Annotated in this window: 20 protein-coding genes; 9 read left to right on the top strand and 11 right to left on the bottom strand. The window is 71.4% G+C overall.

Going from position 1 to position 20,355, the window contains the following annotated elements; translation table 11 throughout:
• Window positions 1-93 precede the first annotated feature (93 nt).
• The gene (gene ctaD / locus IF04_RS0117535) at window positions 94-1,719 is read left to right on the top strand and encodes an aa3-type cytochrome oxidase subunit I (RefSeq protein ID WP_078600438.1); all 1,626 of its coding nucleotides are present in this window, start codon (window positions 94-96) and stop codon (window positions 1,717-1,719) included.
• A gap of 22 nt (window positions 1,720-1,741) precedes the next feature.
• The gene (ctaF, locus tag IF04_RS0117530; RefSeq protein ID WP_030257853.1) at window positions 1,742-2,170 is read left to right on the top strand and encodes an aa3-type cytochrome oxidase subunit IV; all 429 of its coding nucleotides are present in this window, start codon (window positions 1,742-1,744) and stop codon (window positions 2,168-2,170) included.
• Here ctaF and qcrB read toward each other — a convergent pair.
• Window positions 2,140-3,789, bottom strand: a complete 1,650-nt coding sequence (gene qcrB, locus IF04_RS0117525) for a cytochrome bc1 complex cytochrome b subunit (RefSeq protein ID WP_483855319.1) — start codon at window positions 3,787-3,789, stop codon at window positions 2,140-2,142. The genes ctaF and qcrB overlap by 31 nt on opposite strands.
• A 145-nt stretch (window positions 3,790-3,934) precedes the next feature.
• Here qcrB and IF04_RS0117520 point away from each other — a divergent pair, with 145 nt between their 5' ends.
• Both IF04_RS0117520 and IF04_RS0117515 read left to right on the top strand, forming a co-directional pair.
• Window positions 3,935-4,735 carry a hypothetical protein gene (locus IF04_RS0117520; protein WP_051831325.1) on the top strand — a complete coding sequence of 267 codons (801 nt, stop codon included), beginning with the start codon at window positions 3,935-3,937 and terminating at the stop codon, window positions 4,733-4,735.
• 102 nt (window positions 4,736-4,837) lie between these two features.
• Window positions 4,838-5,827 (top strand): alpha/beta fold hydrolase, encoded by a 990-nt coding sequence (locus IF04_RS0117515; protein WP_030257842.1) that lies wholly within the window; start codon window positions 4,838-4,840, stop codon window positions 5,825-5,827.
• Between the two features lie 9 nt (window positions 5,828-5,836).
• On the opposite strand, the gene IF04_RS0117510 is transcribed toward IF04_RS0117515, so the two are convergent.
• The 3 genes from IF04_RS0117510 to IF04_RS0117500 are packed head-to-tail and all read right to left on the bottom strand — an operon-like array spanning window position 5,837 to window position 7,485.
• The gene (locus tag IF04_RS0117510) at window positions 5,837-6,643 is read right to left on the bottom strand and encodes an SDR family oxidoreductase (RefSeq protein ID WP_078600416.1); all 807 of its coding nucleotides are present in this window, start codon (window positions 6,641-6,643) and stop codon (window positions 5,837-5,839) included.
• Window positions 6,640-7,065 (bottom strand): DUF2267 domain-containing protein, encoded by a 426-nt coding sequence (locus IF04_RS0117505; RefSeq protein ID WP_030257835.1) that lies wholly within the window; start codon window positions 7,063-7,065, stop codon window positions 6,640-6,642. Before IF04_RS0117505 ends, IF04_RS0117510 begins: the two co-directional genes overlap by 4 nt.
• 6 nt (window positions 7,066-7,071) lie before the next feature.
• The gene (locus tag IF04_RS0117500) at window positions 7,072-7,485 is read right to left on the bottom strand and encodes an SRPBCC family protein (RefSeq protein WP_030257832.1); all 414 of its coding nucleotides are present in this window, start codon (window positions 7,483-7,485) and stop codon (window positions 7,072-7,074) included.
• Window positions 7,486-7,868: 383 nt separating this feature from the next.
• On the opposite strand from IF04_RS0117500, the gene gntA reads away from it, so the two are divergent.
• The 3 genes from gntA (at window position 7,869) to IF04_RS0117485 (ending at window position 11,651) form a co-directional block, all read left to right on the top strand.
• Complete coding sequence (gntA, locus tag IF04_RS0117495; RefSeq protein ID WP_030257829.1) at window positions 7,869-8,600, top strand: guanitoxin biosynthesis heme-dependent pre-guanitoxin N-hydroxylase GntA; 732 nt, start codon at window positions 7,869-7,871, stop codon at window positions 8,598-8,600.
• A gap of 183 nt (window positions 8,601-8,783) precedes the next feature.
• On the top strand, window positions 8,784-10,298 hold the full coding sequence (locus IF04_RS0117490) for an adenosine deaminase family protein (RefSeq protein WP_425428426.1): 1,515 nt from the start codon (window positions 8,784-8,786) through the stop codon (window positions 10,296-10,298).
• Window positions 10,299-10,301: 3 nt separating this feature from the next.
• Window positions 10,302-11,651, top strand: a complete 1,350-nt coding sequence (locus IF04_RS0117485; RefSeq protein WP_030257825.1) for a cytochrome P450 — start codon at window positions 10,302-10,304, stop codon at window positions 11,649-11,651.
• Between the two features lie 44 nt (window positions 11,652-11,695).
• Here the strand turns inward: IF04_RS0117485 and IF04_RS39095 are convergent, their stop codons facing one another.
• The 5 genes from IF04_RS39095 to IF04_RS0117460 form a co-directional block, all read right to left on the bottom strand.
• Window positions 11,696-11,854 carry a hypothetical protein gene (locus IF04_RS39095; RefSeq protein ID WP_030257823.1) on the bottom strand — a complete coding sequence of 53 codons (159 nt, stop codon included), beginning with the start codon at window positions 11,852-11,854 and terminating at the stop codon, window positions 11,696-11,698.
• Window positions 11,855-11,974: 120 nt separating this feature from the next.
• A complete protein-coding gene (locus IF04_RS0117475; RefSeq protein ID WP_030257820.1) occupies window positions 11,975-12,928 on the bottom strand; it encodes a cytochrome c oxidase assembly protein in 954 nt (317 codons plus the stop codon).
• A gap of 108 nt (window positions 12,929-13,036) precedes the next feature.
• Window positions 13,037-14,062, bottom strand: a complete 1,026-nt coding sequence (locus IF04_RS0117470) for a 6-phosphofructokinase (protein ID WP_030257817.1) — start codon at window positions 14,060-14,062, stop codon at window positions 13,037-13,039.
• A gap of 374 nt (window positions 14,063-14,436) precedes the next feature.
• Entirely contained in the window at window positions 14,437-15,165 is a 729-nt protein-coding gene (locus tag IF04_RS0117465) for a type 1 glutamine amidotransferase (RefSeq protein ID WP_030257816.1), read from the bottom strand.
• 31 nt (window positions 15,166-15,196) lie between these two features.
• Window positions 15,197-16,435, bottom strand: a complete 1,239-nt coding sequence (locus IF04_RS0117460) for a Mur ligase family protein (RefSeq protein ID WP_030257815.1) — start codon at window positions 16,433-16,435, stop codon at window positions 15,197-15,199.
• Window positions 16,436-16,689: 254 nt separating this feature from the next.
• Here IF04_RS0117460 and def point away from each other — a divergent pair, with 254 nt between their 5' ends.
• Entirely contained in the window at window positions 16,690-17,244 is a 555-nt protein-coding gene (gene def / locus IF04_RS0117455) for a peptide deformylase (protein WP_030257813.1), read from the top strand.
• Window positions 17,245-17,260: 16 nt separating this feature from the next.
• Here the strand turns inward: def and IF04_RS0117450 are convergent, their stop codons facing one another.
• A complete protein-coding gene (locus IF04_RS0117450; protein ID WP_030257809.1) occupies window positions 17,261-17,902 on the bottom strand; it encodes a TetR/AcrR family transcriptional regulator in 642 nt (213 codons plus the stop codon).
• Between the two features lie 151 nt (window positions 17,903-18,053).
• Here IF04_RS0117450 and IF04_RS0117445 point away from each other — a divergent pair, with 151 nt between their 5' ends.
• Entirely contained in the window at window positions 18,054-19,283 is a 1,230-nt protein-coding gene (locus IF04_RS0117445; RefSeq protein WP_030257805.1) for an acyl-CoA dehydrogenase family protein, read from the top strand.
• An 89-nt stretch (window positions 19,284-19,372) separates the two neighbouring features.
• On the opposite strand, the gene IF04_RS0117440 is transcribed toward IF04_RS0117445, so the two are convergent.
• Window positions 19,373-20,323, bottom strand: coding sequence for an aminoglycoside phosphotransferase/kinase family protein (locus IF04_RS0117440; RefSeq protein WP_030257801.1), 951 nt, complete (start codon window positions 20,321-20,323; stop codon window positions 19,373-19,375).
• Window positions 20,324-20,355: the final 32 nt, after the last annotated feature.

The following is a 20,355-nucleotide window of genomic DNA, read 5'->3' as shown; positions in this document are numbered from 1 at the left end:
GGCGGATTTTCCCCGTCGCGCGGGGCACTCGGGCACGGTTGGGTCGGCGTGTTCCCGGGAGGCGAGGCTGTGACCGAACTGGCGGACGGCGCGGTGCGGACGGGGTACCGACCGGCCCCGCCGCTGGGCAGGCGGCTGCTCCGGCTGACGAAGACCACCGATCACAAGGTGATCGGCAATCTGTACCTGGTGACGTCCTTCGGCTTCTTCCTCTTCGGCGGCCTGCTCGCGCTGGTGATGCGGGCCGAACTGGCGCGCCCGGGGCTGCAGATCACCGACGAGCACCTCTACAACCAGCTCTTCACGATCCACGGCACGGTCATGATGCTGCTCTTCGCCACCCCGCTCTTCGCGGGGTTCGCGAACGCCGTCATGCCGCTCCAGATCGGCGCGCCGGACGTGGCCTTCCCCCGCCTGAACGCGCTGTCGTACTGGATGTACCTCTTCGGCGGCCTGATGGTGGTGAGCGGCTTCCTGGTGCCCGGCGGGGCAGCGGCCTTCGGCTGGTTCGCGTACGCGCCGCTGAACGGGGCCGTCCGGTCGCCGGGCGCCGGCGGCGACCTGTGGACGATGGGCCTGGTCGTGGCGGGGGTGTCCACCACGCTCGGCGCGGTCAACTTCATCACCACGATCATGTGCCTGCGCGCGCCCGGCATGACGATGTTCCGGATGCCGATCTTCACCTGGAACGTGCTCTTCACCTCGATCCTCGTGCTCCCCGCCTTCCCCGTGCTGACGGCGGCGCTGCTGGCACTGGAGGCGGACCGGAAATTCGGCGCGCACATCTTCGACGCGGCCAACGGCGGGGCGATCCTGTGGCAGCACCTCTTCTGGTTCTTCGGCCACCCCGAGGTGTACATCGTCGCGCTGCCGTTCTTCGGCATCGTGACGGAGATCCTGCCGGTCTTCGCCCGCAAGCCGGTCTTCGGGTACGTCGGGCTGATCGGCGCGACCGTCGCGATCACGATGCTGTCGGCCGTGGTCTGGGCGCACCACATGTTCGCCACCGGCGCGGTGCTGCTGCCGTTCTTCTCCCTGATGTCGTTCCTCATCGCGGTGCCGACCGGGGTGAAGTTCTTCAACTGGATCGGGACGATGTGGCGGGGCTCGCTGTCGTTCGAACCACCGATGCTGTGGGCGGTCGGCTTCCTCGTGACGTTCCTGCTCGGCGGGCTCAGTGGCGTAGTGATCGCCTCGCCACCGCTGGACTTCCACCTCACCGACTCGTACTTCATCGTGGCGCATCTGCACTATGTGCTGTTCGGAACGGTCGTGTTCGCGATGTTCGGCGGCTTCTACTTCTGGTGGCCCAAGCTGACCGGGAAGATGCTGGACGAGCGGCTCGGGAAGATCCACTTCTGGACGCTGTTCGTGGGCTTCCAGACCACCTTCCTCGTCCAGCACTGGCTCGGCGAGAACGGCATGCCGCGGCGCTACGCCGACTACCTCGCGGCCGACGGCTTCACGCTCCTGAACACCGTCTCGTCCATCGGCGCGTTCCTGCTGGGCGCCTCGACGCTGCCGTTCCTCTACAACGTGTGGAAGACCGCGAAGTACGGCACGCGCGTCGGCACCGACGACCCGTGGGGCTACGGCCGGTCCCTGGAGTGGGCCACCTCCTGCCCGCCGCCGCGCCACAACTTCGTCGCACTGCCGCGCATCCGCTCCGAGTCGCCCGCCTTTGATCTGCACCACCCGGAGAAGGAGTGGCACACATGAAGTCGCAGAAGGGGTGGGGCACATGAAGACCGAAGCTGTTCTCTTCGCCGGGGTGGCGGGCTTCTTCGCCGTCACCGCGGGCTTCTACGGCAGGTACGGAAACGACCCCGCGGGCACCAGCGTGCTGATCGTCGCGTGCCTGATGGCCGCGCTGGTCGCCTTCTTCCTGGCCGTGCAGTACCGGCGGCGCGGGCGGCGGGCGCAGGACCGCCGCGACGCCGAGGTGGCCGACACCGCCGGGCCGCTGGACTTCTTCCCGCCCGCCAGCCCCTGGCCCCTCGTCGTCGCCGCCGGGTTCACGGTCATCGCGCTCGGCGTGGTCTTCGGGCTGTGGCTGGCGCTGCTCGGCGCTGGTGTGCTGGCCCTCGGTGTCTTCGAGATGGTGTTCCAGTACGCGGGGCGGCAGGACCGTCAGGGCCGTCAGGAGTCCGGCGGCCGGTCGCGGAGCTGACGGGCGGACTCCCGCGAGGCCGTGCGCGGCTGCGAGGCCGCCGCGAACCAGTGGCTGAGCGCGGACCGCAGCCGCCCGGCCCCGTCGCCCTCCCCGGCTTCCTCACCCGACCCGTCGCGTCCGGCCGCCGGCAGCGGGGGAGCCGCCGGCATGCTGCCGTACAGCACCACGTACCGCTCCTCCTCGCCCACCGGCCGGTGCTCCTCCTCGTAACCGCCTTCGACCGTCTGGCGCATCAGCCCGGTCTCCTCGCCCTCGGCAAGCCGTTCGTGCTCGGCTTCCTGCAGGGCCAGGCACAGCCGTTTGGTCACCAGGAAGACGGCGACCGGCAGCACGATCAGGGCCGTGCGCAGCATCCAGGTAAGGGCGTTGAGGGAGATCCCGAAGGCGAGGGCCACCACGTCGTTCCCGCCGGCCAGCAGCAGTACCGCGTAGGCGCTGACGGCCGCCGCGCCGAGCGCCGTGCGCACGGGCCGGTCGCGCGGCCGGTCGCACAGGTGGTGCTCGCGCCGGTCGCCGGTCACCCACGCCTCGACGAACGGGTAGGCGTACAGCAGCGCGAACAGCGTGAGCGGCAGCACCACGGCCGGGAGCAGCACGTTCCACATGAGGGTGTGGCCGGCGACCGTCGTCTCCCACGGCGGTACGAGCCGCAGCGCGCCCTCCAGGAAGCCGACGTACCAGTCCGGCTGGGCGCCGGTGGACGCCTGGTCCGGCCGGTAAGGGCCGTACACCCAGACAGGGTTGATCTGCGCCACCCCGCCGAGGAACGCCGTCACTCCGAAGACCATGAGGGACAGGCCGCCCGATGTGGCCGCGAAGTGGGGGACGAGGGGCCTGCCGACCACGTTGCGGTTGGTGCGGCCGGGGGCCGCCCACTGGGTGTGCTTCAGGTAGAAGACCAGGATCAGGTGGACGGTGACCAGCGCCAGGATCAGCCCCGGCAGCAGCAGGATGTGCACCCCGTACAGCCGGGAGACCATGTCGTGCCCGGGGAACTCCGCACCGAAGACGAACATGCTGAGATACGACCCGACGAGCGGCAGCGACAGCATGATGCCCTGCGCGATCCGCAGACCGGTGCCCGACAGCAGGTCGTCCGGGAGCGAGTAACCGGCGAAGCCCTCCGCCAGCGCCAGCAGGAAGAGCGTCACCCCGATCATCCAGTTCACCTCGCGGGGCTTGCGGAACGCGCCGGTGAAGAAGACCCGCAGCAGGTGGACGCCGATCGCCGCGAGGAAGACCAGCGCGGCCCAGTGGTGCATCTGCCGGATCAGCAGCCCGCCGCGCACGTCGAAGCTGATGTGCAGGGTGGAGTCGAACGCCTCGGACATGCGGACACCGGAGAGCGGTGTGTACGAGCCGTCGTACACCACTTCGTGCATGCCGGGCTTGAAGAAGAGCGTGAGGTACACCCCCGTCAGCACGAGCACGATCAGGCTGTAGAGGGCCAGTTCGCCCAGCAGGAACGACCAGTGGTCGGGGAACGGCTTGCGCAGCAGCCCGCCGCCCTCGGCGACCGGCAGCCGGGCGTCCAGTGCCTCCGTGGTGCGGCCGGCGGCCTGCCTCGTCTGCTGCTTCACGGCGCGTACCTTCAGGCGGGACCGCCGGAAAAAGATCACTCCAACTCCTCCCTGTTCGGGAGCCCCTGACGCATCGCCCGCCAGGTGGCGCCACGAGGACGTGTAGCCGCTTGTCGGCCGGCCACGCAGGACCGGGGAAAAGCGCTGGCCGGAGCGGTGTCCGTGTGGCAGCGTCCGCGCCATGACCGACACCGACCGCCGCGCCGGCGCCCCCGCTGCGACAGGCACCGACCGCATCCGGATCACCCCTCTCGCCGAGCGCCCGGCACTGCTGCCCCGGCTCTACGAATTCGCCGACACCTGGCCGGCCTTCGTCCCGCACGACCCGGTGGCGGACGCCTTGTTGGGCCGGGTGGCCGCGGACTTCCCCGCGTACTGCGTGGTGGCGACGGACGGCGACCGCGTCGTGGCGCGCGGGCTGAGCGTGCCCTTCGACGCCGGGCGCGACGGCCGGGAGGAGACGCCGGACCGGGGCTGGGACCGGGTGCTGGGGTGGTCGTTCCACGACCGGCGGGACGGGCGCCCGCCGACGACGGCCAGTGCGCTGGAGATCACGGTGGACACCGAGTACCTCGGCCGCGGGCTGTCCTACCGGATGCTGGAGGCGCTGCGGAACGCCGTCGGCCGGCAGGGCCACGACGCGCTGCTGGCCCCCGTCCGCCCGACGGCCAAGCACCTCGTACCGCACGTCCCCATGGCCGACTACATCCGCCGGCGGCGCGCGGACGGACTGCCGGCCGACCCCTGGCTACGGGTGCACGTCAAGGCCGGCGGCACCATCGAGAAGATCGCCCCGGCGTCGATGACGGTCAGCGGCTCCCTGGACCAGTGGCGCAGCTGGACCGGCCTGCCCTTCGACCACGACGGTGCTGTCGAAGTGCCCGGCGCCCTGGTCCCCGTGCACTGCGACACCGCCCATGATCACGCGGTCTATGTCGAACCCAACGTCTGGGTCCGGCACCGAGTGCACCCGCGACCGTAGCGGGCGCGAAATGCTCCGGTAACGGTGTCGGGGAGCTACACCTTCTACGCTCGTACGCAGAAGTGGGGAGACGGGGCGAGGGCAGGGGAGGGGGCGGCGGGCGTGCAGGACGACGTGGAGCTGCGCTACCACGTGGTGCACGGCTACCGCCGCGCCTTCCGGTTCGCGGGCCGTGGCCCCGCCCTCGTGTTCCTGCACGGTATCGGGGACTCCTCCGCGACCTGGGCGGGCATCCTCCCGGCGCTGGCCAGGAACCACACCGTGATCGCCCCCGACCTGCTCGGCCACGGCGCCTCCGACAAGCCGCGCGCCGACTACTCGGTCGCCGCCTACGCCAACGGCGTCCGCGACCTGCTCGGCGTCCTCGGCATCGACCGCGCGACCCTGATCGGGCACTCGCTGGGCGCCGGGGTGGCCATGCAGTTCGCGTACCAGTTCCCCGAGCGCACCGAGCGGCTGGTGCTGGTCAGCGCGGGCGGTGTGGGCCGGGAGGTCACCCCCGTCCTGCGGGCCGTGTCCCTGCCGGTGGCCGCCGCGCTGCTCTCGGTGCTCGGCCTGCCCGGGATGCGCTGCCAGACCCGGCTGGTCGTCGGGCTGCTCAAGGGCCTCGGCACGGACCTCGGACAGGACGCGCCGGCCCTGCGCCGGCTGGTCGACGCGCTCCCGGACGCGGCGTCCCGGAGCGCGTTCGTCCGCAGCCTGCGCGCCGTCGTCGACTGGCGCGGCCAGGTCATCACCATGCTGGACCGGTGCTATCTGGCCGAGGGCATGCCCACCCTGCTGCTGTGGGGGTCACGGGACGGCGTGATACCGGTACGCCACGCCTACCGCGCGCACGACGCGATGCCCGGCAGCCGCCTGGAGATCTTCGAGGGCGCCGGGCACTTCCCGTTCACCGCCGATCCGGACCGCTTCCTCGCCGCGGTACAGCACTTCATCGCCACGACCCGGCCGGCCGACTGGAGCCCGGAGCGGTGGCGCGAGCTGCTCAGGGCGGGCCGGCCCGGCAGCGCGGCCGGCCGCCCGGACGACGCCCGCAACCGCGCCGTGGAGCGTGAGCTGCGGGACGAGAGCGAGCGCAGCGCCACGTAGCACCGTCCGTTACGGGCGGCGCCAGCTGTGGTCCGGGAGGTGGGAGCCGGCCTGCGGGCCCATCCGCAGCATGCCGCCGTCGACGGCCCACGACGCCCCCGTCACATACGCCGCGTCCGGGCCGGCGAGGAAGGCGATGACGGCCGCCACCTCGCGGGCGTCGCCCGGCCTGCCCAGCGGGACGCCGGGCCGGTCCTTGACGGTCACGTCCGCGTCCTCCTGCCCGGTCATCGGGGTGGCGATCTCGCCGGGCGCGACGGCGTTCACGTTGATGCCGTACTCGGCGAGCTCCAGGGCCATGACCTGCGTCAGCAGGCCCAGCCCGCCCTTGGCCGCGCAGTACGGGGCGGCGCCGACCCGGGGCTGGTGCTCGTGCACGCTGGTGACGTTGACGATCCGGCCGCCGTCCCCCTGGTCGATCATGCGCCGGGCGGCCAGCTGGGAGCAGAGGAAGGGGCCGCCTAGGTCGACGTCGATCACGTGCTGGAACGTCGCGTGATCGATGTCCAGGAAGGGCGTCGCGGTGCCGGTGCCGGCGTTGTTGACCAGTACGTCGAGCCTGCCCAGCCGCTCGGCGAGCCGGTCGACGGCCTGCGCGGCCGCCGGCAGGTCCGCGAGATCCATCCGCTCGATCGCCGCGTTCCGGCCCTTGCCGCGGACTTCCTCGGCCGTCGCCTCGGCGCCCTCCCGGTCGCTGTGCCAGGTGATGCCGATGTCCAGCCCCTGCTCGGCGAGGCGTACGGCGGTGGCCCGGCCGATGCCGGAATCCGCCCCGGTGATCACGGCAGTACGCGGGTTCAGTTCCGGTGTTTTCACGAGGGATCGTCCATCCGGCTCTCGGGCAGCAGTTCACGGATGTCGGGCGGGAGGACGCTGCCGAGCTTCTCGCTGAGCTCGGGAGCCACCGCCGCGTCCAGCGTTTCGAACACCGCGCTCGCCTCCTGCAGCGCGGCGTCCTCCGGAACCCCGCCGCGCCAGGCGATCCGCGCGGCGAACGTCGTCAGGTCGAACCGCTCCGCCGTGTGGTGCTCCTCGGGCCCGCCCTCGTGCGCGGCGACCACCCGGCGGAGGTGCTCGCCGATCTCCTGCGGGAGCTGCGCCGCCAGATGCTCGGCGAGGCCGTCGGGGATGCGCTCCGCCAGCGTTTCCAGCGTCGCCCGTACCGCGCGTTCCGCCGTCCCGCGGTCGGGGAGCGCGGCCCCTGCCTGCACCAGGCGCAGGAACTCGTCGTGATGCATGATCATTCACCCTTCTGTGCCGTCGGCACGCAGCCGTACCTGCTCCGCCAGCCGCTCCAGGCTCCGGTCCAGCGCGGCCTCCACGGCCTCGCCGCCCGGGTCGTGGGACGCCTCGAAGAAGGACAGGTGAATGGTCACCTCGCTCGCCCCGCTCCCGATGCCGGCCACCTGGAGCCAGCCCGCGTAGCTGCCGGTCTCCCGGGTGCCCCATTCCAGGCGCTGTTGATCCGGCTGGGCCCGGAAAAGGGCGGACGCGTCCTCGCCCGTACGGTCCTCGTGCACCGTCACGGCCGGCAGCTCCTCCTCCCGTACGTGCAGCTCCGCCGGCAGCCAGGAATCGAGCCGCGACACATTGCTCGCCTGATCGAAAACGTGCTCGGGCAGCGCCGGCATCGTGCGGGAACGCTCGTACTCACTCATGCCACACCTCTCCTCGGTCCGAAGCGGTCTGGACCGATCTGGACTGATCTGGATCGGCCCGGCTCGGCCTGGATCGGTCCGCACGCTTCCACGGAACGCCTGCCCCGTGACGGCTCCCGGCGGCACACAACCACCCGATTGCAGGGGGATGGGGGCGATTCGTCGCCGCCCGTTTCCCGGCGGATTTTCTTTGATCGGCCTTGGCCCGTCACAATCACCGAGCGACCTTCCCTGTTTTCTCAGCGGACTCGGTCCTGCCCACGCGGCGCGGCTGCCTCAGCCGCCGTGGGTCCGGGCGCCGCCACTTCGGGGTGGGCGTCACAGGTACACACGGCGGAACGATCTCCCTATGAGGAGGCACTTAATTGGAAGGAAGGCTGGCCATGACGGCGGATGCGCGTGGCGAGGTCGAGGAGTTCATCCTGGGGGAGCGGTTCGCCTGCCTGGCGGGCCGGTCGGCCTGGCGCCGGGGCGGCATAACCCACCGGCACTACGACCGGATGGGGAGTACGGAAGCCGCCCGGCTGATGGCGTTCGACCTCGCGGAGTTCGTCGGCTCGGCGGACTGGAGTCCCCGGACCTTCACCAGCTTCATCGCGACCTTCGAGCAACCTCGCGGGGTCGATGAGCTGCGGTTCGAAGAGCTTCTCTGGCAGCAGCTCCAGCTGCTCCACGAGCAGGACGCGGAATCCCATCGCTGGGCCGAGGGCTATTCGTCCGATCCGCAGTCCGGGCAGTTCGCGTTCAGCGTGGCCGGCCATCCCTTCTTCGTGATCGGTCTGCACGAGACACACCGCCGCTGGGGCCGCCGGCCTCCCTTCCCGATGCTGGCCTTCAATTCCCACGAGCAGTTCGACCTGATAAAGGGCGCCGGCATGTGGGACCGGCTGGCGGACAAGATACGCAAGCAGGACATCAAGCTGCAGGGGGACATCAACCCCAACCTGTACGAGTACGAGCAGCTCTCCGAGGCCCGCCGCTACTCCGGCCGCCCCAAGCCCGCCGACTGGCAGTGCCCCTTCGCCGCCCGGGAAGCCGGCCGGGAAGCCACCGGGGAAGCCGAGCGAGAACTCGCGGAGGAACGCGAGCGCGAGCTGACCGCCTCGGGGGCGTAGGAGCCCGGCCGCCGCATCGGTACAGCCACCGGGCCCCGCGCCCGTGGCTGTGCCGAGCAGGCCGCCGTACCCGCCGCTGTACCGACCGGCCGCCGTGGCCCGTGGCTGTGCCGACCGGGTGGCCTTGCCGCGCCCGCGGCCTGTCAGGTCGCACCCGCCCACCCGGCGTGCCGAAGATGCACCGTGATCTTCGGCAACCGGCTCCGCAGGAGCGCTTCCGCACCCCGCCCCAAGCCCACGCCCGGCCCCGGCCTGCGCGCCGTACTGGCCCTCCTGGGCGCCGCCTCCCTGGGCGCGGCAGCCCTGCCCGCCGTACCGGACGCCGCCGCGACCCCGCCACCGGCCGGCCGCCCCACGACCCCCGCCGAGCAGCGCGTCGACGCACACCTGGACGCCATCCGGCACGACCCGCGGGCGCTGCGCGCCTTCATGCGGGCCCTGCCCAAGGGCGGCGACCTGCACAACCACCTCACCGGCGCCGCGTCCACCGAGCTGCTCGTCCGCCTCGCCGCGCAGGACGGGCTGTGCATCGACCGGACCGACACGGCCCTGCCGCCGCCGTGCCGCACCGGCACCCGGCCCGCCGCCGACACCCGTACCGACCCCGCCTTCCGGCAGCGGCTGATCCGCGCCTGGTCGATGCAGGACCTCCCGCCCGGCGCATCCGGCCACGACCACTTCTTCGCCGCCTTCGACAAGTTCGACGAGGTCACCGAGCGGCACACCGGCGAACTGCTGGCCGACGTGACCGGCACCGCGGCCGCGCACCACCAGTCGTACCTGGAGACCATGATCACCCCGGCCGCGCCCGCCGCGCGCCGGCTGGCCGCCGACGTCGGGTACGACTCCGACCTGTCCCGGATGCACCGTGAGCTGCTGGCCGGCGGCAAGCTGGACCGCGTGGTGCGCGACGCCCGGCGGGAGGCCGACCGGGCCACGGCCGTCTTCCGCCGCACGGCACACTGCGACACCCACGCCCCGGCCCCCGGCTGCCGGGTGACCGTCCGCTTCATCTCCCAGGCCATCCGGGCCGAGGCGCCCGAGCAGGTCTTCACACAGCTCGCGGTCGGCATGCGGCTGGCCGAGCGCGACCGGCGCTTCGTCGCGGTGAACCTGGTCGCCCCGGAGGACGGCGAAACCGCCCTCCGCGACTACCGGCTCCACATGCGGATGCTCGACTACCTGCACGGCGTGTACCCCCACGCACACATCACCCTGCACGCCGGCGAACTCACGCCGGGCCTCGTCAAACCCGCCGACCTGCGCTTCCACATCCGCGAAGCCGTACACACCGGCCACGCCGAACGCATCGGCCACGGAGTGGACCTGGCACACGAGGACGGCGCCGAAGAACTGCTGCGCACCATGGCCCACCACGGCATCGCCCTCGAATCGCCACTGACCAGCAACGCCCAGATCCTCGGCGTCAGCGGGGACGACCACCCCTTCCAGCGCTACCGCCGGGCCGGCGTACCGGTGACCCTCGCCACCGACGACCCCGGGATCTCCCGCACCGACATCAGCCACGAGTACCAGCGCGCCGCGACCACGTACCACCTGAGCTACCCCGAGCTGAAGGACCTCGCCCGGACCTCACTGGAACAGGCATTCCTCCCGGGTCCCCGCAAGGCGCACCTGCAGTGGCGCCTGGAGAACGCCTTCCACCGCTTCGAACAGCGCGAACTCCGCGGGCACTGATCCATGACCACCGTCCCCCTGAAGCCGGTACCCGGCCCCCGCGGCCTGCCCCTCCTCGGCAACCTCCCCGCCTTCGGCAGGGACCCCCTGGGCTTCCTCGTACGGCTGCGTGACGAGTACGGCGACGCCGTGACCTGGTCCCTCGGACCGCGACGCAGCCTGTTCCTCTTCCACCCGACCCACATCGCGGAATTCCTCGCCGCCCGGGAGCACACCTTCGAGCTCCTCGAGATCGGCTGGGCCTTCAAACAGCTCACCGGCCGCAGCCTCATTCTCAGCAAAGGCAGCGACTGGCGCCGCAAACGCTCCCTGGTCCAGCCCACCGTCCGCCCCCGCCAGGTCCGCGGCTACGCCGCCGCCATGGTCGAGTGCGCACAGGACGCGGCCGCACAGTGGCAGGACGGCGACCGCATCGACGTACGCCACCAGATGGCGCTGCTCACCCAGCGCATCGTCCTGCGCACCCTGTTCGGCAACGACCTCGGCGACCGGACCCGGGCGCTCGGCGAGGCGATGGCCGTCGCCGAGCACGGCATCGGCGCCGAACTGCGCAACATGACCCTCTTCCTGCCGGGCTGGATCCGCACCCCGGGCCGACGCCGCCTCCTCCGGGCCGTCGCCACCATCGACGCCGAAGTGCACCGCCTCATCCGCGCCCGCCAGCGGCACGGCGACACCGAGGACCGCGACGACCTGCTCAGCAGGCTCCTGGCGGCCCGCGACGAAGAGGGCCGGCCGCTGACCGCCAAAGAGGTCCGCGACGAGGCCGCCACCCTCTGGGCCGCCGGACACGAGACCACCTCCACCGCCCTGACCTGGACCTGGTACCTGCTGTCCCGCTCACCGGAGGCCCGCGAGCGGCTCACCACCGAACTCGACAAGGCCCTCGCCGGACGCCCGCCCACCATCGACGACTACGACCGCCTCCCATGGACCCGGCAGATCATCAAGGAGGCCCTCCGGCTCTACCCGCCCGCCTGGCTCATCCCCGCGGTCGCCCGTGACGACGCCACCCTCGCCGGCACCCGCATCCCCGCCGGCACCGTCGTGTGGTGCAGCCAGTGGACCACCCACCGCGACCCGCGCTGGTTCCCCGAGCCCACCCGCTTCCGCCCCGAACGCTGGGACCCCGAAGCACCCGACCCCGTACCGGACCACGCGTGGTACCCCTTCGGCGGCGGCCGGCGCACCTGCCTCGGCGCCCGCTTCGCCCAGGTCGAGGCAGCCCTGCTACTCGCCACCCTCGCCCAACACGCCCACCTCGACGTACCCCCCACCGACCCGACCCCACGCGCCGGCCTGCTCCTCCAACCGGCCACACCACTGCACGCGACCGTGCGGCGGCGGCCGTAACACCACGGGGCCATACGGCGCGCGCGGTCAGCGACTCCTGCCGGTCACCACCGCTTCCCGGCCACCACTCCCACCGTCACCAGGGCCAGTACCACCCACGCGAACCAGAGCCAGCCGCTGCTGCCGACCGCCACCGTGTACGCAGTGGCCAGGATCAGCCCGCCCACCGTGCACCCTGCCATCGCCTTAGCCGATCCGGGCATCCTGGCATCCTCCTCACGGCCGCCCGTACGGGGATATGCCACGGGCCGCGGCCTTGGGGACATGTTCCCCGGCCGCGGCCCGTACCGCCAGCTCTCGTCGGATTCCGTGCCGAAGAGGCGCTACCCCTGGCTCCGCGCGTTCAGCGACGCGAGGTAGGCGTTGTACGCCGCCAGCTCCTTGTCGCCGTCCCGGTCGGCGGCCCGGTCCTTCCGTACCGACTGCCGCTTCTCCGTCGTGTACCACTGGAAGACCAGCGCGATCAGCACCAGCACCGACGGGATCTCACTGAACGCCCACGCGATGCCGCCCGCAGCCTGCTGATCCGCCAGCGCGTCGACGCCCAGCGAGGCCGGCGGGTGCTGGAACGTCTTCACCATCGTCTCCGACGCCATCATCAGCGCGATGCCGAAGAACGCGTGGAACGGCATCCCCGCGAACAGCTCCAGCATCCGCATCACATAGCCGGGCCGGTGTGGACCCGGGTCCACACCCATGATCGGCCAGAAGAAGACCAGGCCGACGGCGAGGAAGTGGATCATCATCGCGATGTGCCCGGCCCGCGACTCCATCAGGAAGTCGAAGAGCGGCGTGAAATACAGCGCGTACAGGCTCGCGATGAACAGCGGGATCGTGAACGCCGGGTGCGTGATGATCCGCATGTACCGGCTGTGCAGCAGCGCCACCAGCAGCTCGCGCGGGCCCTTGCGGCCACGGCCCGCGGCCGGCAGCGCCCGCAGCGTCAGCGTCACCGGCGCGCCGAGCAGCAGCAGGATCGGCGACAGCATGCTGATCACCATGTGCTGCACCATGTGCACGCTGAACATGGCCATGCCGTAGTCGTTCAGCTTCGTGCACATCACCAGGGCGACCGACAGCACGCCCACGACCCAGGCCACGATCCGGCTCACCGGCCAGCCATCGCCGCGCCGCCGCAGCCGCAGCACGGCCCAGCCGTACAGCGCCAGCCCCAGCAGGCATCCGACGAGGAAGAAGGCGTCGCCGCCGAACTCCAGTCCGCGCCCCAGCGTGAACGGCGGCAGATCCATCATCATGCCGTGCCCGCTGTGATCCATCCGCTCGCTCCTGATTCGCACCAATGCTCCGCGACCAGCCTAGAGCCGCCCCCGGCACGGACGGTGACCGGGGGCGGCTCGCGTACGGACGAGTCGCGGACCGCGCCGTTACAGCACGCACTCCACCTCGGCGTACCGGTCACCCGGTACGGTCTTCAGCGTCTCGACGGCCTCCGCCAGCGGCACCAGCGTGATCTCCGTACCGCGCAGCGCGGTCATCATCCCGAAGTCGCCGCGGTGCGCCGCCTCCACCGCGTGCCAGCCGAAGCGGGTCGCGAGCACGCGGTCGTACGCGGTCGGGGTGCCGCCGCGCTGCACGTGGCCCAGGATCACCGCGCGGGCCTCCTTGCCGAGCCGGCCCTCCAGCTCGACCGCCAGCTGCCGGGCCACGCCCGCGAACCGCTCGTGACCGTACATGTCCTTGCCGCCGACCTCGAAGTCCATCGAGCCCGCGCGCGGCTTCGCGCCCTCCGCCACGACGACGATCGCGAACTTCTTGCCCGCCTCGAAGCGCGCCGCGACCCGCTCCGACAGCTCGTCGATGTCGAAGGGACGCTCGGGCACGACGATGGCGTGCGCGCCGGCCGCCATGCCCGAGTGCAGCGCGATCCAGCCGGTGTGCCGGCCCATGACCTCGACGATCAGCACCCGCTGATGCGACTCGGCGGTCGTCTTGAGGCGGTCCAGCGCCTCGGTGGCCACGCCGACCGCCGTGTCGAACCCGAAGGTCAGATCGGTCGACGCGATGTCGTTGTCGATGGTCTTCGGCACGCCGACGATCGGCAGGCCGGCGTCCGACAGCAGCCGGGCCGCCTTGAGCGTGCCCTCGCCGCCGATCGGGATGATCGCGTCCAGACCGAGGTCGGCGACGTGGCCGCGGGCCCGCTCGACGCCGTCCCGCAGGTGGGCGGGCTGCACGCGGGAGGAGCCGAGGATGGTGCCGCCACGGGCCAGGATGCCGCCCACCGCGTCCAGGTCGAGCTTGCGGTAGTCGCACTCCAGCAGGCCGCGCCAGCCGTCGACGAAGCCGATGACGTCATCGCCGTGGTCGGCGACGGCGCGGTGCACGACGGAGCGGATGACGGCGTTCAGGCCGGGGCAGTCGCCTCCGGAGGTGAGTACACCAATACGCATTACTCGTAGAAACCTCTGCAACTCAACCGGATGACCGGACCCCGTCGTCCGGTTGGATGCGCACACCCTACAAGCGCGGCGCACCCCTCCGTAGCGCCTGCCCGCACTACGGGAACGAGGGCCCTCACATGCGCTTGTCCCGGCCACACTTGAGCGGAGAAGAGTGGCCGGGACCGGCCTGGATGAGTGCATCGGGCACCACTCCACCCCCTCGATCGTTCCCCAGTACAAGGGGGGCCCAGGAGACGAAACGTCACCTCGGGCCCCCCTTTCCCCCCTTTCCCCACACCCCACCCCGGGCACGCCAAACCCCCCTCGCCCGTTGATACGGCAAGGGGGGCCTCGCGCCGAAACGTTGCTTTACGCCTCGCGCCTCACGCCGGCTGCGTAGCCGCCGCGATCCGCTCCTGGCGCAGCGCCTCGTACCAGTGGTCGTTCACCGGCGGCAGCGCGTTCACGTCCAGCGCCAGCTTGATCAGCAGGTCGGCGATGTGCGGGTTACGGGCCATCACGGGACCGTGCATGTACGTACCGAAGACCGTGTCGTTCCACGCGCCCTCGTAGCCGTCACCCACGCCGTTGCCCTTGCCGAACCGTACCTTCGCGAACGGGCGGGCGGTCTGCCCCAGGTGCGTGACGCCCTGGTGGTTCTCGAAGCCGGTCAGCGGCGGGAGGTTGAGCTCCGGGTCGATGTCGGCCAGTACGTCACCGACGCACCGCTCGCCCTCGCCGCGGGTGCTCACCACGTCCAGCAGCCCGAGCCCCTGCTCGCGCTCGCCCAGGTCGTTGATGAACTCATGGCCGAGGATCTGGTAACCGGCGCAGACCGAGAAGACGATCGCGCCATTGGCGACCGCCCGGTTCAGACCGCCGTCCCGGCGCAGCCGCTCGGCCGCCAGCCGCTGCGGCCGGTCCTCGCCGCCGCCGATCAGGTAGATGTCGCCCGAGGTGGGGATCTGCTGGTCGGAGCGGACGTCCAGGCGCTGGACGTCCAGCCGGCGCTGCCGCGCCCGGCGCTCCACCACCAGTGCGTTGCCCTGGTCCCCGTACGTGCTCAGCAGGTCCGGGTAGATCCACACCAGACGCAGGCTGTTGTCACTCATGCTTGCTCGTCCTTGTCCGTTGCGGATCGGGTCAGTTGCCCACGCGGCGGCGCAGGTCCTGGAAGGCGGTGTAGTTGGCGATGACCTCGATGCGGCCGGGCGGTGCCTTCCGTACGGCCTCGTCGACGTTCTCGCACACCTGGAAGTCCAGGCCCGCGACCTCCAGCCGGACCGCGAGGTCCAGCTTGCGGTCGCCGATCACGAAGATCGGGTGGCCGGCGAGCCGGGTGTAGTCGACGTCCCAGAGCCAGGAGGTGTCCGTACCGTCGGCGCCGCGGGCGTTGACGGACAGGATCACCGGCGTCGGCGGCGGGTCGATCAGCGAGAACGTCTCCAGCCAGCCGGCCGGGTTCTTCGCCAGCAGCAGCCGCAGCTCGCGGTCCATGAAGGAGACCACGTCGTACCGGCCCGCGACCGCCTGCACCTCGTACATCCGCTCCAGGGCGACCTGCGGGGGCACGCCGAAGGCCGCGGCCACCGCGGCCGAGGTCGTGGCGTTGGCCTTGTTCGCACGGCCGGGGAGCTGGAGCTTGATCGGCCAGGCCGAGCCGTGCGGGTCCAGCACGTGGTCGCCGGAGAGCGCCCAGCTCGGCGTCGGGCGGCGGAAACCGCACTCGCCGCAGAACCAGTCGTCCCCGGGGCGCTGCATCACACCGCCACAGGACGGGCACGACCAGGCGTCGTCCTTCCACTCCTGGCCCGCCGCGACCCACACGACATTGGCGGACGAGGAGGCCGCCCAGACGATCAGCGGGTCGTCCGCGTTGGCGACGACGAGCGCCTTGGAACCGGCCAGCCCCTCGCGCCACTTCTCCGCCAGCATGCGGGTCTCGGCGGCGCGGTCGAGCTGGTCACGCGAAAGGTTGAGCAGCGCGATGGCCTTGGGGGTGACGTCCCGGGCGACACCCGCGAGGTACTTCTCGTCGACCTCGATGACGCCGTACTTCGCGTCCGAACCCCCGGCCAGCGCCGAGGTGATGCCGGCCGGCATGTTCGCGCCGAGCGCGTTGGAGACCACCGGGCCGCTGGCCCGCAGCGCCTCCGCGATCAGCCGCGTCGTGGTGGTCTTGCCGTTGGTCGCGGACACCAGGACCACGTCCAGGTGCTGGGCGAGCCGGGCCAGCAGGTCGGGGTCGAGCCGGAGCGCGACCTTGCCACCGATCACCGATCCGCTGCCGCGGCCCACCGCGCGCGACGCCGCCGCCGCGGCCCTGCCCGCCGTCACGGCCAGCTTGGCCCGCGGCGACAGCGGGTCCGTGTTGCCTGCCATCGTCCTAGATCCTCCTTGCATCCGGCGCCCTCCTGCCCCCGGGGCCGCCGGTGGAACGCCCCTCCGTACCGGCCCGGCCGGCCGGGAGGCTGTGGTTGGGGATCAGCCTATCGATTTCCGCGCCGGGGCCCGAACCAGACCACCCGTGAGAGGGGCGTGGCGGTTCCCGTCGGCCGCCGTATCGGGCGGGACGGCCGGGCCGGCGGCCGGACCGGAACGTCGCTGGTCGCCGGCCGGAACGTACTCTTTCCCCCATGCGACACCGCTCCATCCCCGGCAGTTCCGGCCGCGTCCGCCCCATGCGGCTGCTCGGCGATCCGACCCTGCACGCGCCGTGCGAGGAGGTCACCGACTTCGGGCCGGCGCTGGCGCGGCTGGTGGAGGACATGTTCGCGACGATGTACGCGGCGCGGGGCGTCGGCCTCGCCGCGAACCAGATCGGCGTCGCGCAGCGGGTGTTCGTCTACGACTGCCCGGACGACGAGGACGTCCGCCACCTCGGGCACGTGGTCAACCCCCGGCTCGTGTCGGTGGACGGCGAGGTCCTCCGCGGCCCCGAGGGGTGTCTGTCGCTGCCCGGGATCGAGTCCGGCACGCCGCGCCACGACGAGGCGGTGGTCGAGGGCGTCACGCTGGACGGGGAGCCGTGCCGGATCTCCGGTACCGGCTTCTTCGCCCGCTGCCTGCAGCACGAGTGCGACCACCTGGACGGCGGCCTGTACCTCGACCACCTCACCGGCCTGCGCCGCCGCCGCGCACTGCGAGCGGCGGCCCGGGCGCCGTGGGCGGGGCGGACGGTGGCGGGCTAGCGGGTACTCCGGCGGATCAGAACCCCGGCCCGCCCGGTCGGTCGCCCGCTGCCGCGAGGCGGCCCCACAGCAGGTCCGCGAGATGCTGTACCAATTGCGCTCGCGAACAGGGCTGCTCGCGGAGCCACCAGTCGCCGGCCGCGTGCATCATCCCGACGATGCCGTGGCCCCACACCCGCGCCAGCTCGTCGCCGACCGGTCCCAGGTCCACCCGCTCGGCGATGACCTGGGCGAGCTCCTCGCCCATCCGCCGCAGCAGGGGAGCGGAGTGCCGGCCGACGTCGAAGCCGCTGTCGGGCGTCTGCCCCTCGTCGGACGGATGCATCAGGAAGCGGTAGACCTGCGGCCTGGCCTCGATGGCCGAGAGGTAGGTGTCGAGCGTGGCCTCGACCCGGTCCCTTCGTGGTACGGGGGAGTCCAGCGCGGCCCGCAGGCCGGCGAGGAGGGCGTCGGTGTGGCGTACGGCGAGCGCGCGGTAGAGACCGCCCTTGTCGCCGAAGTGCCGGTAGAGGATGGGCTTGGTGATCCCGGCCTCGGCCGCGATCGCGTTCATCGACGCCTCGGGGCCGTCGCGGAGCACCACGCGGTCCGCGGCCTCCAACAGCTCGCGTCGTCGGCGCTCACTGGCCGTACGGCGGCTCTCCTGTGTCATTTCCATTCGTCCGGCTCCCCGCCCTGGTGACTTCGTGCTGTTCGCGCAACGTAACACCCTGTCCAGGGGACGGGAGATATCGGTCGCTGAGGTTGACAGTGCTTACTCGTGAGTAACAGACTGCTGTTACCGCAAGTAACGCACTGCTGGAGGGGTCATGGCCGAGTTCATCATGGAACTCAACGACGAGCAGAAGGAAGTCCGGGACTGGATCCATGGATTCGCCGCGGACGTCATGCGCCCCGCCGCCGCCGAGTGGGACGAGCGCGAGGAAACCCCCTGGCCGGTGATCCAGGAAGCGGCCAAGATCGGAATCTACTCGCTCGACTTCTACGCCCAGCAGTACTTCGACCCCACGGGCCTCGGCATCCCCATGGCCATGGAGGAGCTGTTCTGGGGCGACGCGGGCATCGCCCTGTCGATCGTCGGCACCGGCCTCGCCGCCGTCGGCGTCCTCGCCAACGGCACCGAGGAGCAGATCGGCACCTGGATACCGCAGATGTACGGCGACGTGAACGACGTCAAGGTCGCCGCCTTCTGCTCCTCCGAGCCCGACGCCGGCTCGGACGTCGCCTCGATGCGTACGCGTGCCGTGTACGACGAGGCCAAGGACGAGTGGGTCCTCAACGGCACCAAGACCTGGGCGACCAACGGCGGCATCGCCAACGTCCACGTCGTCGTCGCGGTCGTCGACCCCGAGCTGGGCTCCAAGGGCCACGCCTCCTTCATCATTCCGCCGAACACCCCCGGCCTCTCCCAGGGCCAGAAGTTCCAGAAGCACGGCATCCGCGCCTCGCACACCGCCGAGGTCGTACTCGACAACGTCCGCGTCCCCGGCAGCTGCCTGCTCGGCGGCAAGGAGAAGCTGGACGAGCGGCTGGCCCGCGCCCGCGAGCGCGCCAAGGCCGGCGGCGGCGAGCGGGTGAAGAACGCCGCGATGGCCACCTTCGAGGCGTCCCGCCCGGCCGTCGGCGCGATGGCGGTCGGCACCGCCCGCGCCGCGTACGAGGAGGCACTCGAATACGCGAAGACCCGCGAGCAGTTCGGCCGCCCGATCATCGACAACCAGGGCGTCGCCTTCCAGCTCGCCGACATGCGTACCTCGATCGACGCGGCCCGGCTGCTGGTCTGGCGCGCCTCCTGGATGGCCGTCAACGGCAAGCCGTTCACCGCCGCCGAGGGCTCCCAGTCCAAGCTCTTCGCGAGTGAGACCGCAAAGAAGGTCACGGGCCAGGCCATTCAGATCCTCGGCGGCAACGGCTTCACCCGCGAGTACCCGGTCGAGCGCATGCACAGGGATGCTGCCATTTACACGATCTTCGAGGGCACGAGCGAGATCCAGCGGCTGGTGATCGCGCGGACGCTGGCGGGGATGCCGATCCGGTAACCCGTAACCGGTAACCACTGACCGGCTCCGGCGACGTCGTGCCGCGTGCCCCTCCCGCACCTGCCGGGAGGGGCACGCGGCGTTCGTGGTCAGCCGTTCACGCCGCCCGCGAAGGGCATCGTCTGCCAGTGGTCGAGGGCGGGCTTGAGGTACTCCAACAGTTCGGGCAGTTGCGGGACCAGCGTGAGGGTGGCGACCACCCGCACCATGCCCAGGGCGTTGACGAAGCCCAGGACCTCCTCGTTGAGCGGCCTCGTGCCGTTGCGCCGCGCGCCGCGGTTGTAGGCGGCGTTGTGTTCGGGTCCGAGAGCGGCAAGGTCCCACTCGATGGGGCCCAGTGTGACCAGTTCGAAGTCGGCGTAGCGGTCCCCGTCCACCGCGGAGAAGATGTTGGCGGGCGGGGAGTCGCCGTGGATGGGCTGGAGGTCGACGCCCGGGAACCGGGCCTCGAAGGCTGTGCGTGACCGCACGAGGGGTTCCAGAATCCGCCACTCGCGGCGGGCGCGGTCCAGCTCGGCCGCACCGATCAGGGTGGGGTGTTGGTCGAGCCGGGCAAGGCTTTCCGCGATGAACTGGGGATCGGCCGCGGACAGAAACTCCAGGCGGCCCGGGTAGGCGCGCATCGCCGCGTGCAGGTCGGCAACGCTCTCGGCGTTCGCCACGTAGTCGGGTTCCTTGTCCCGGTCCTCCGGGACGAACGGCCAGAACGTCATCGAGTAACCGTCGCGCTGCACGGGCTTGTGCGGCACGAGCGGACTGGGCGCGATCACGGGGATTCCCTGGTCGGCGAGCCAACGTGTCACGTCCAGCTCGTCCTGCTGGCGGCGCGCGAGGGCGACCAGGTCCTCCGGGTGCGGCAGGACGGTGGGAATCCGGGCCACGACCGGCGAGGGCGCCAGGTGGACGACGACGGAGAAGACGTCGTGGAGCACCGTTGGGTCGGTGACGGTCAGGCCGAGCTCGCGCCCTGCCGCGACGGCCGCGTCGACGGCGGCGCAGGTACGGCCGGCGCGCTGTTGTGGTGTCAGGAAGGTGGTCATGGCTCCATCGTTTCGGTGGAATTCTTGGCTGT

Origin of the sequence: Streptomyces violens, assembly GCF_000717745.1 — a bacterium.
GTDB classification, from domain to species: Bacteria; Actinomycetota; Actinomycetes; order Streptomycetales; family Streptomycetaceae; genus Streptomyces; species Streptomyces violens.
This window is presented reverse-complemented; position numbering and strand designations above follow the sequence as displayed.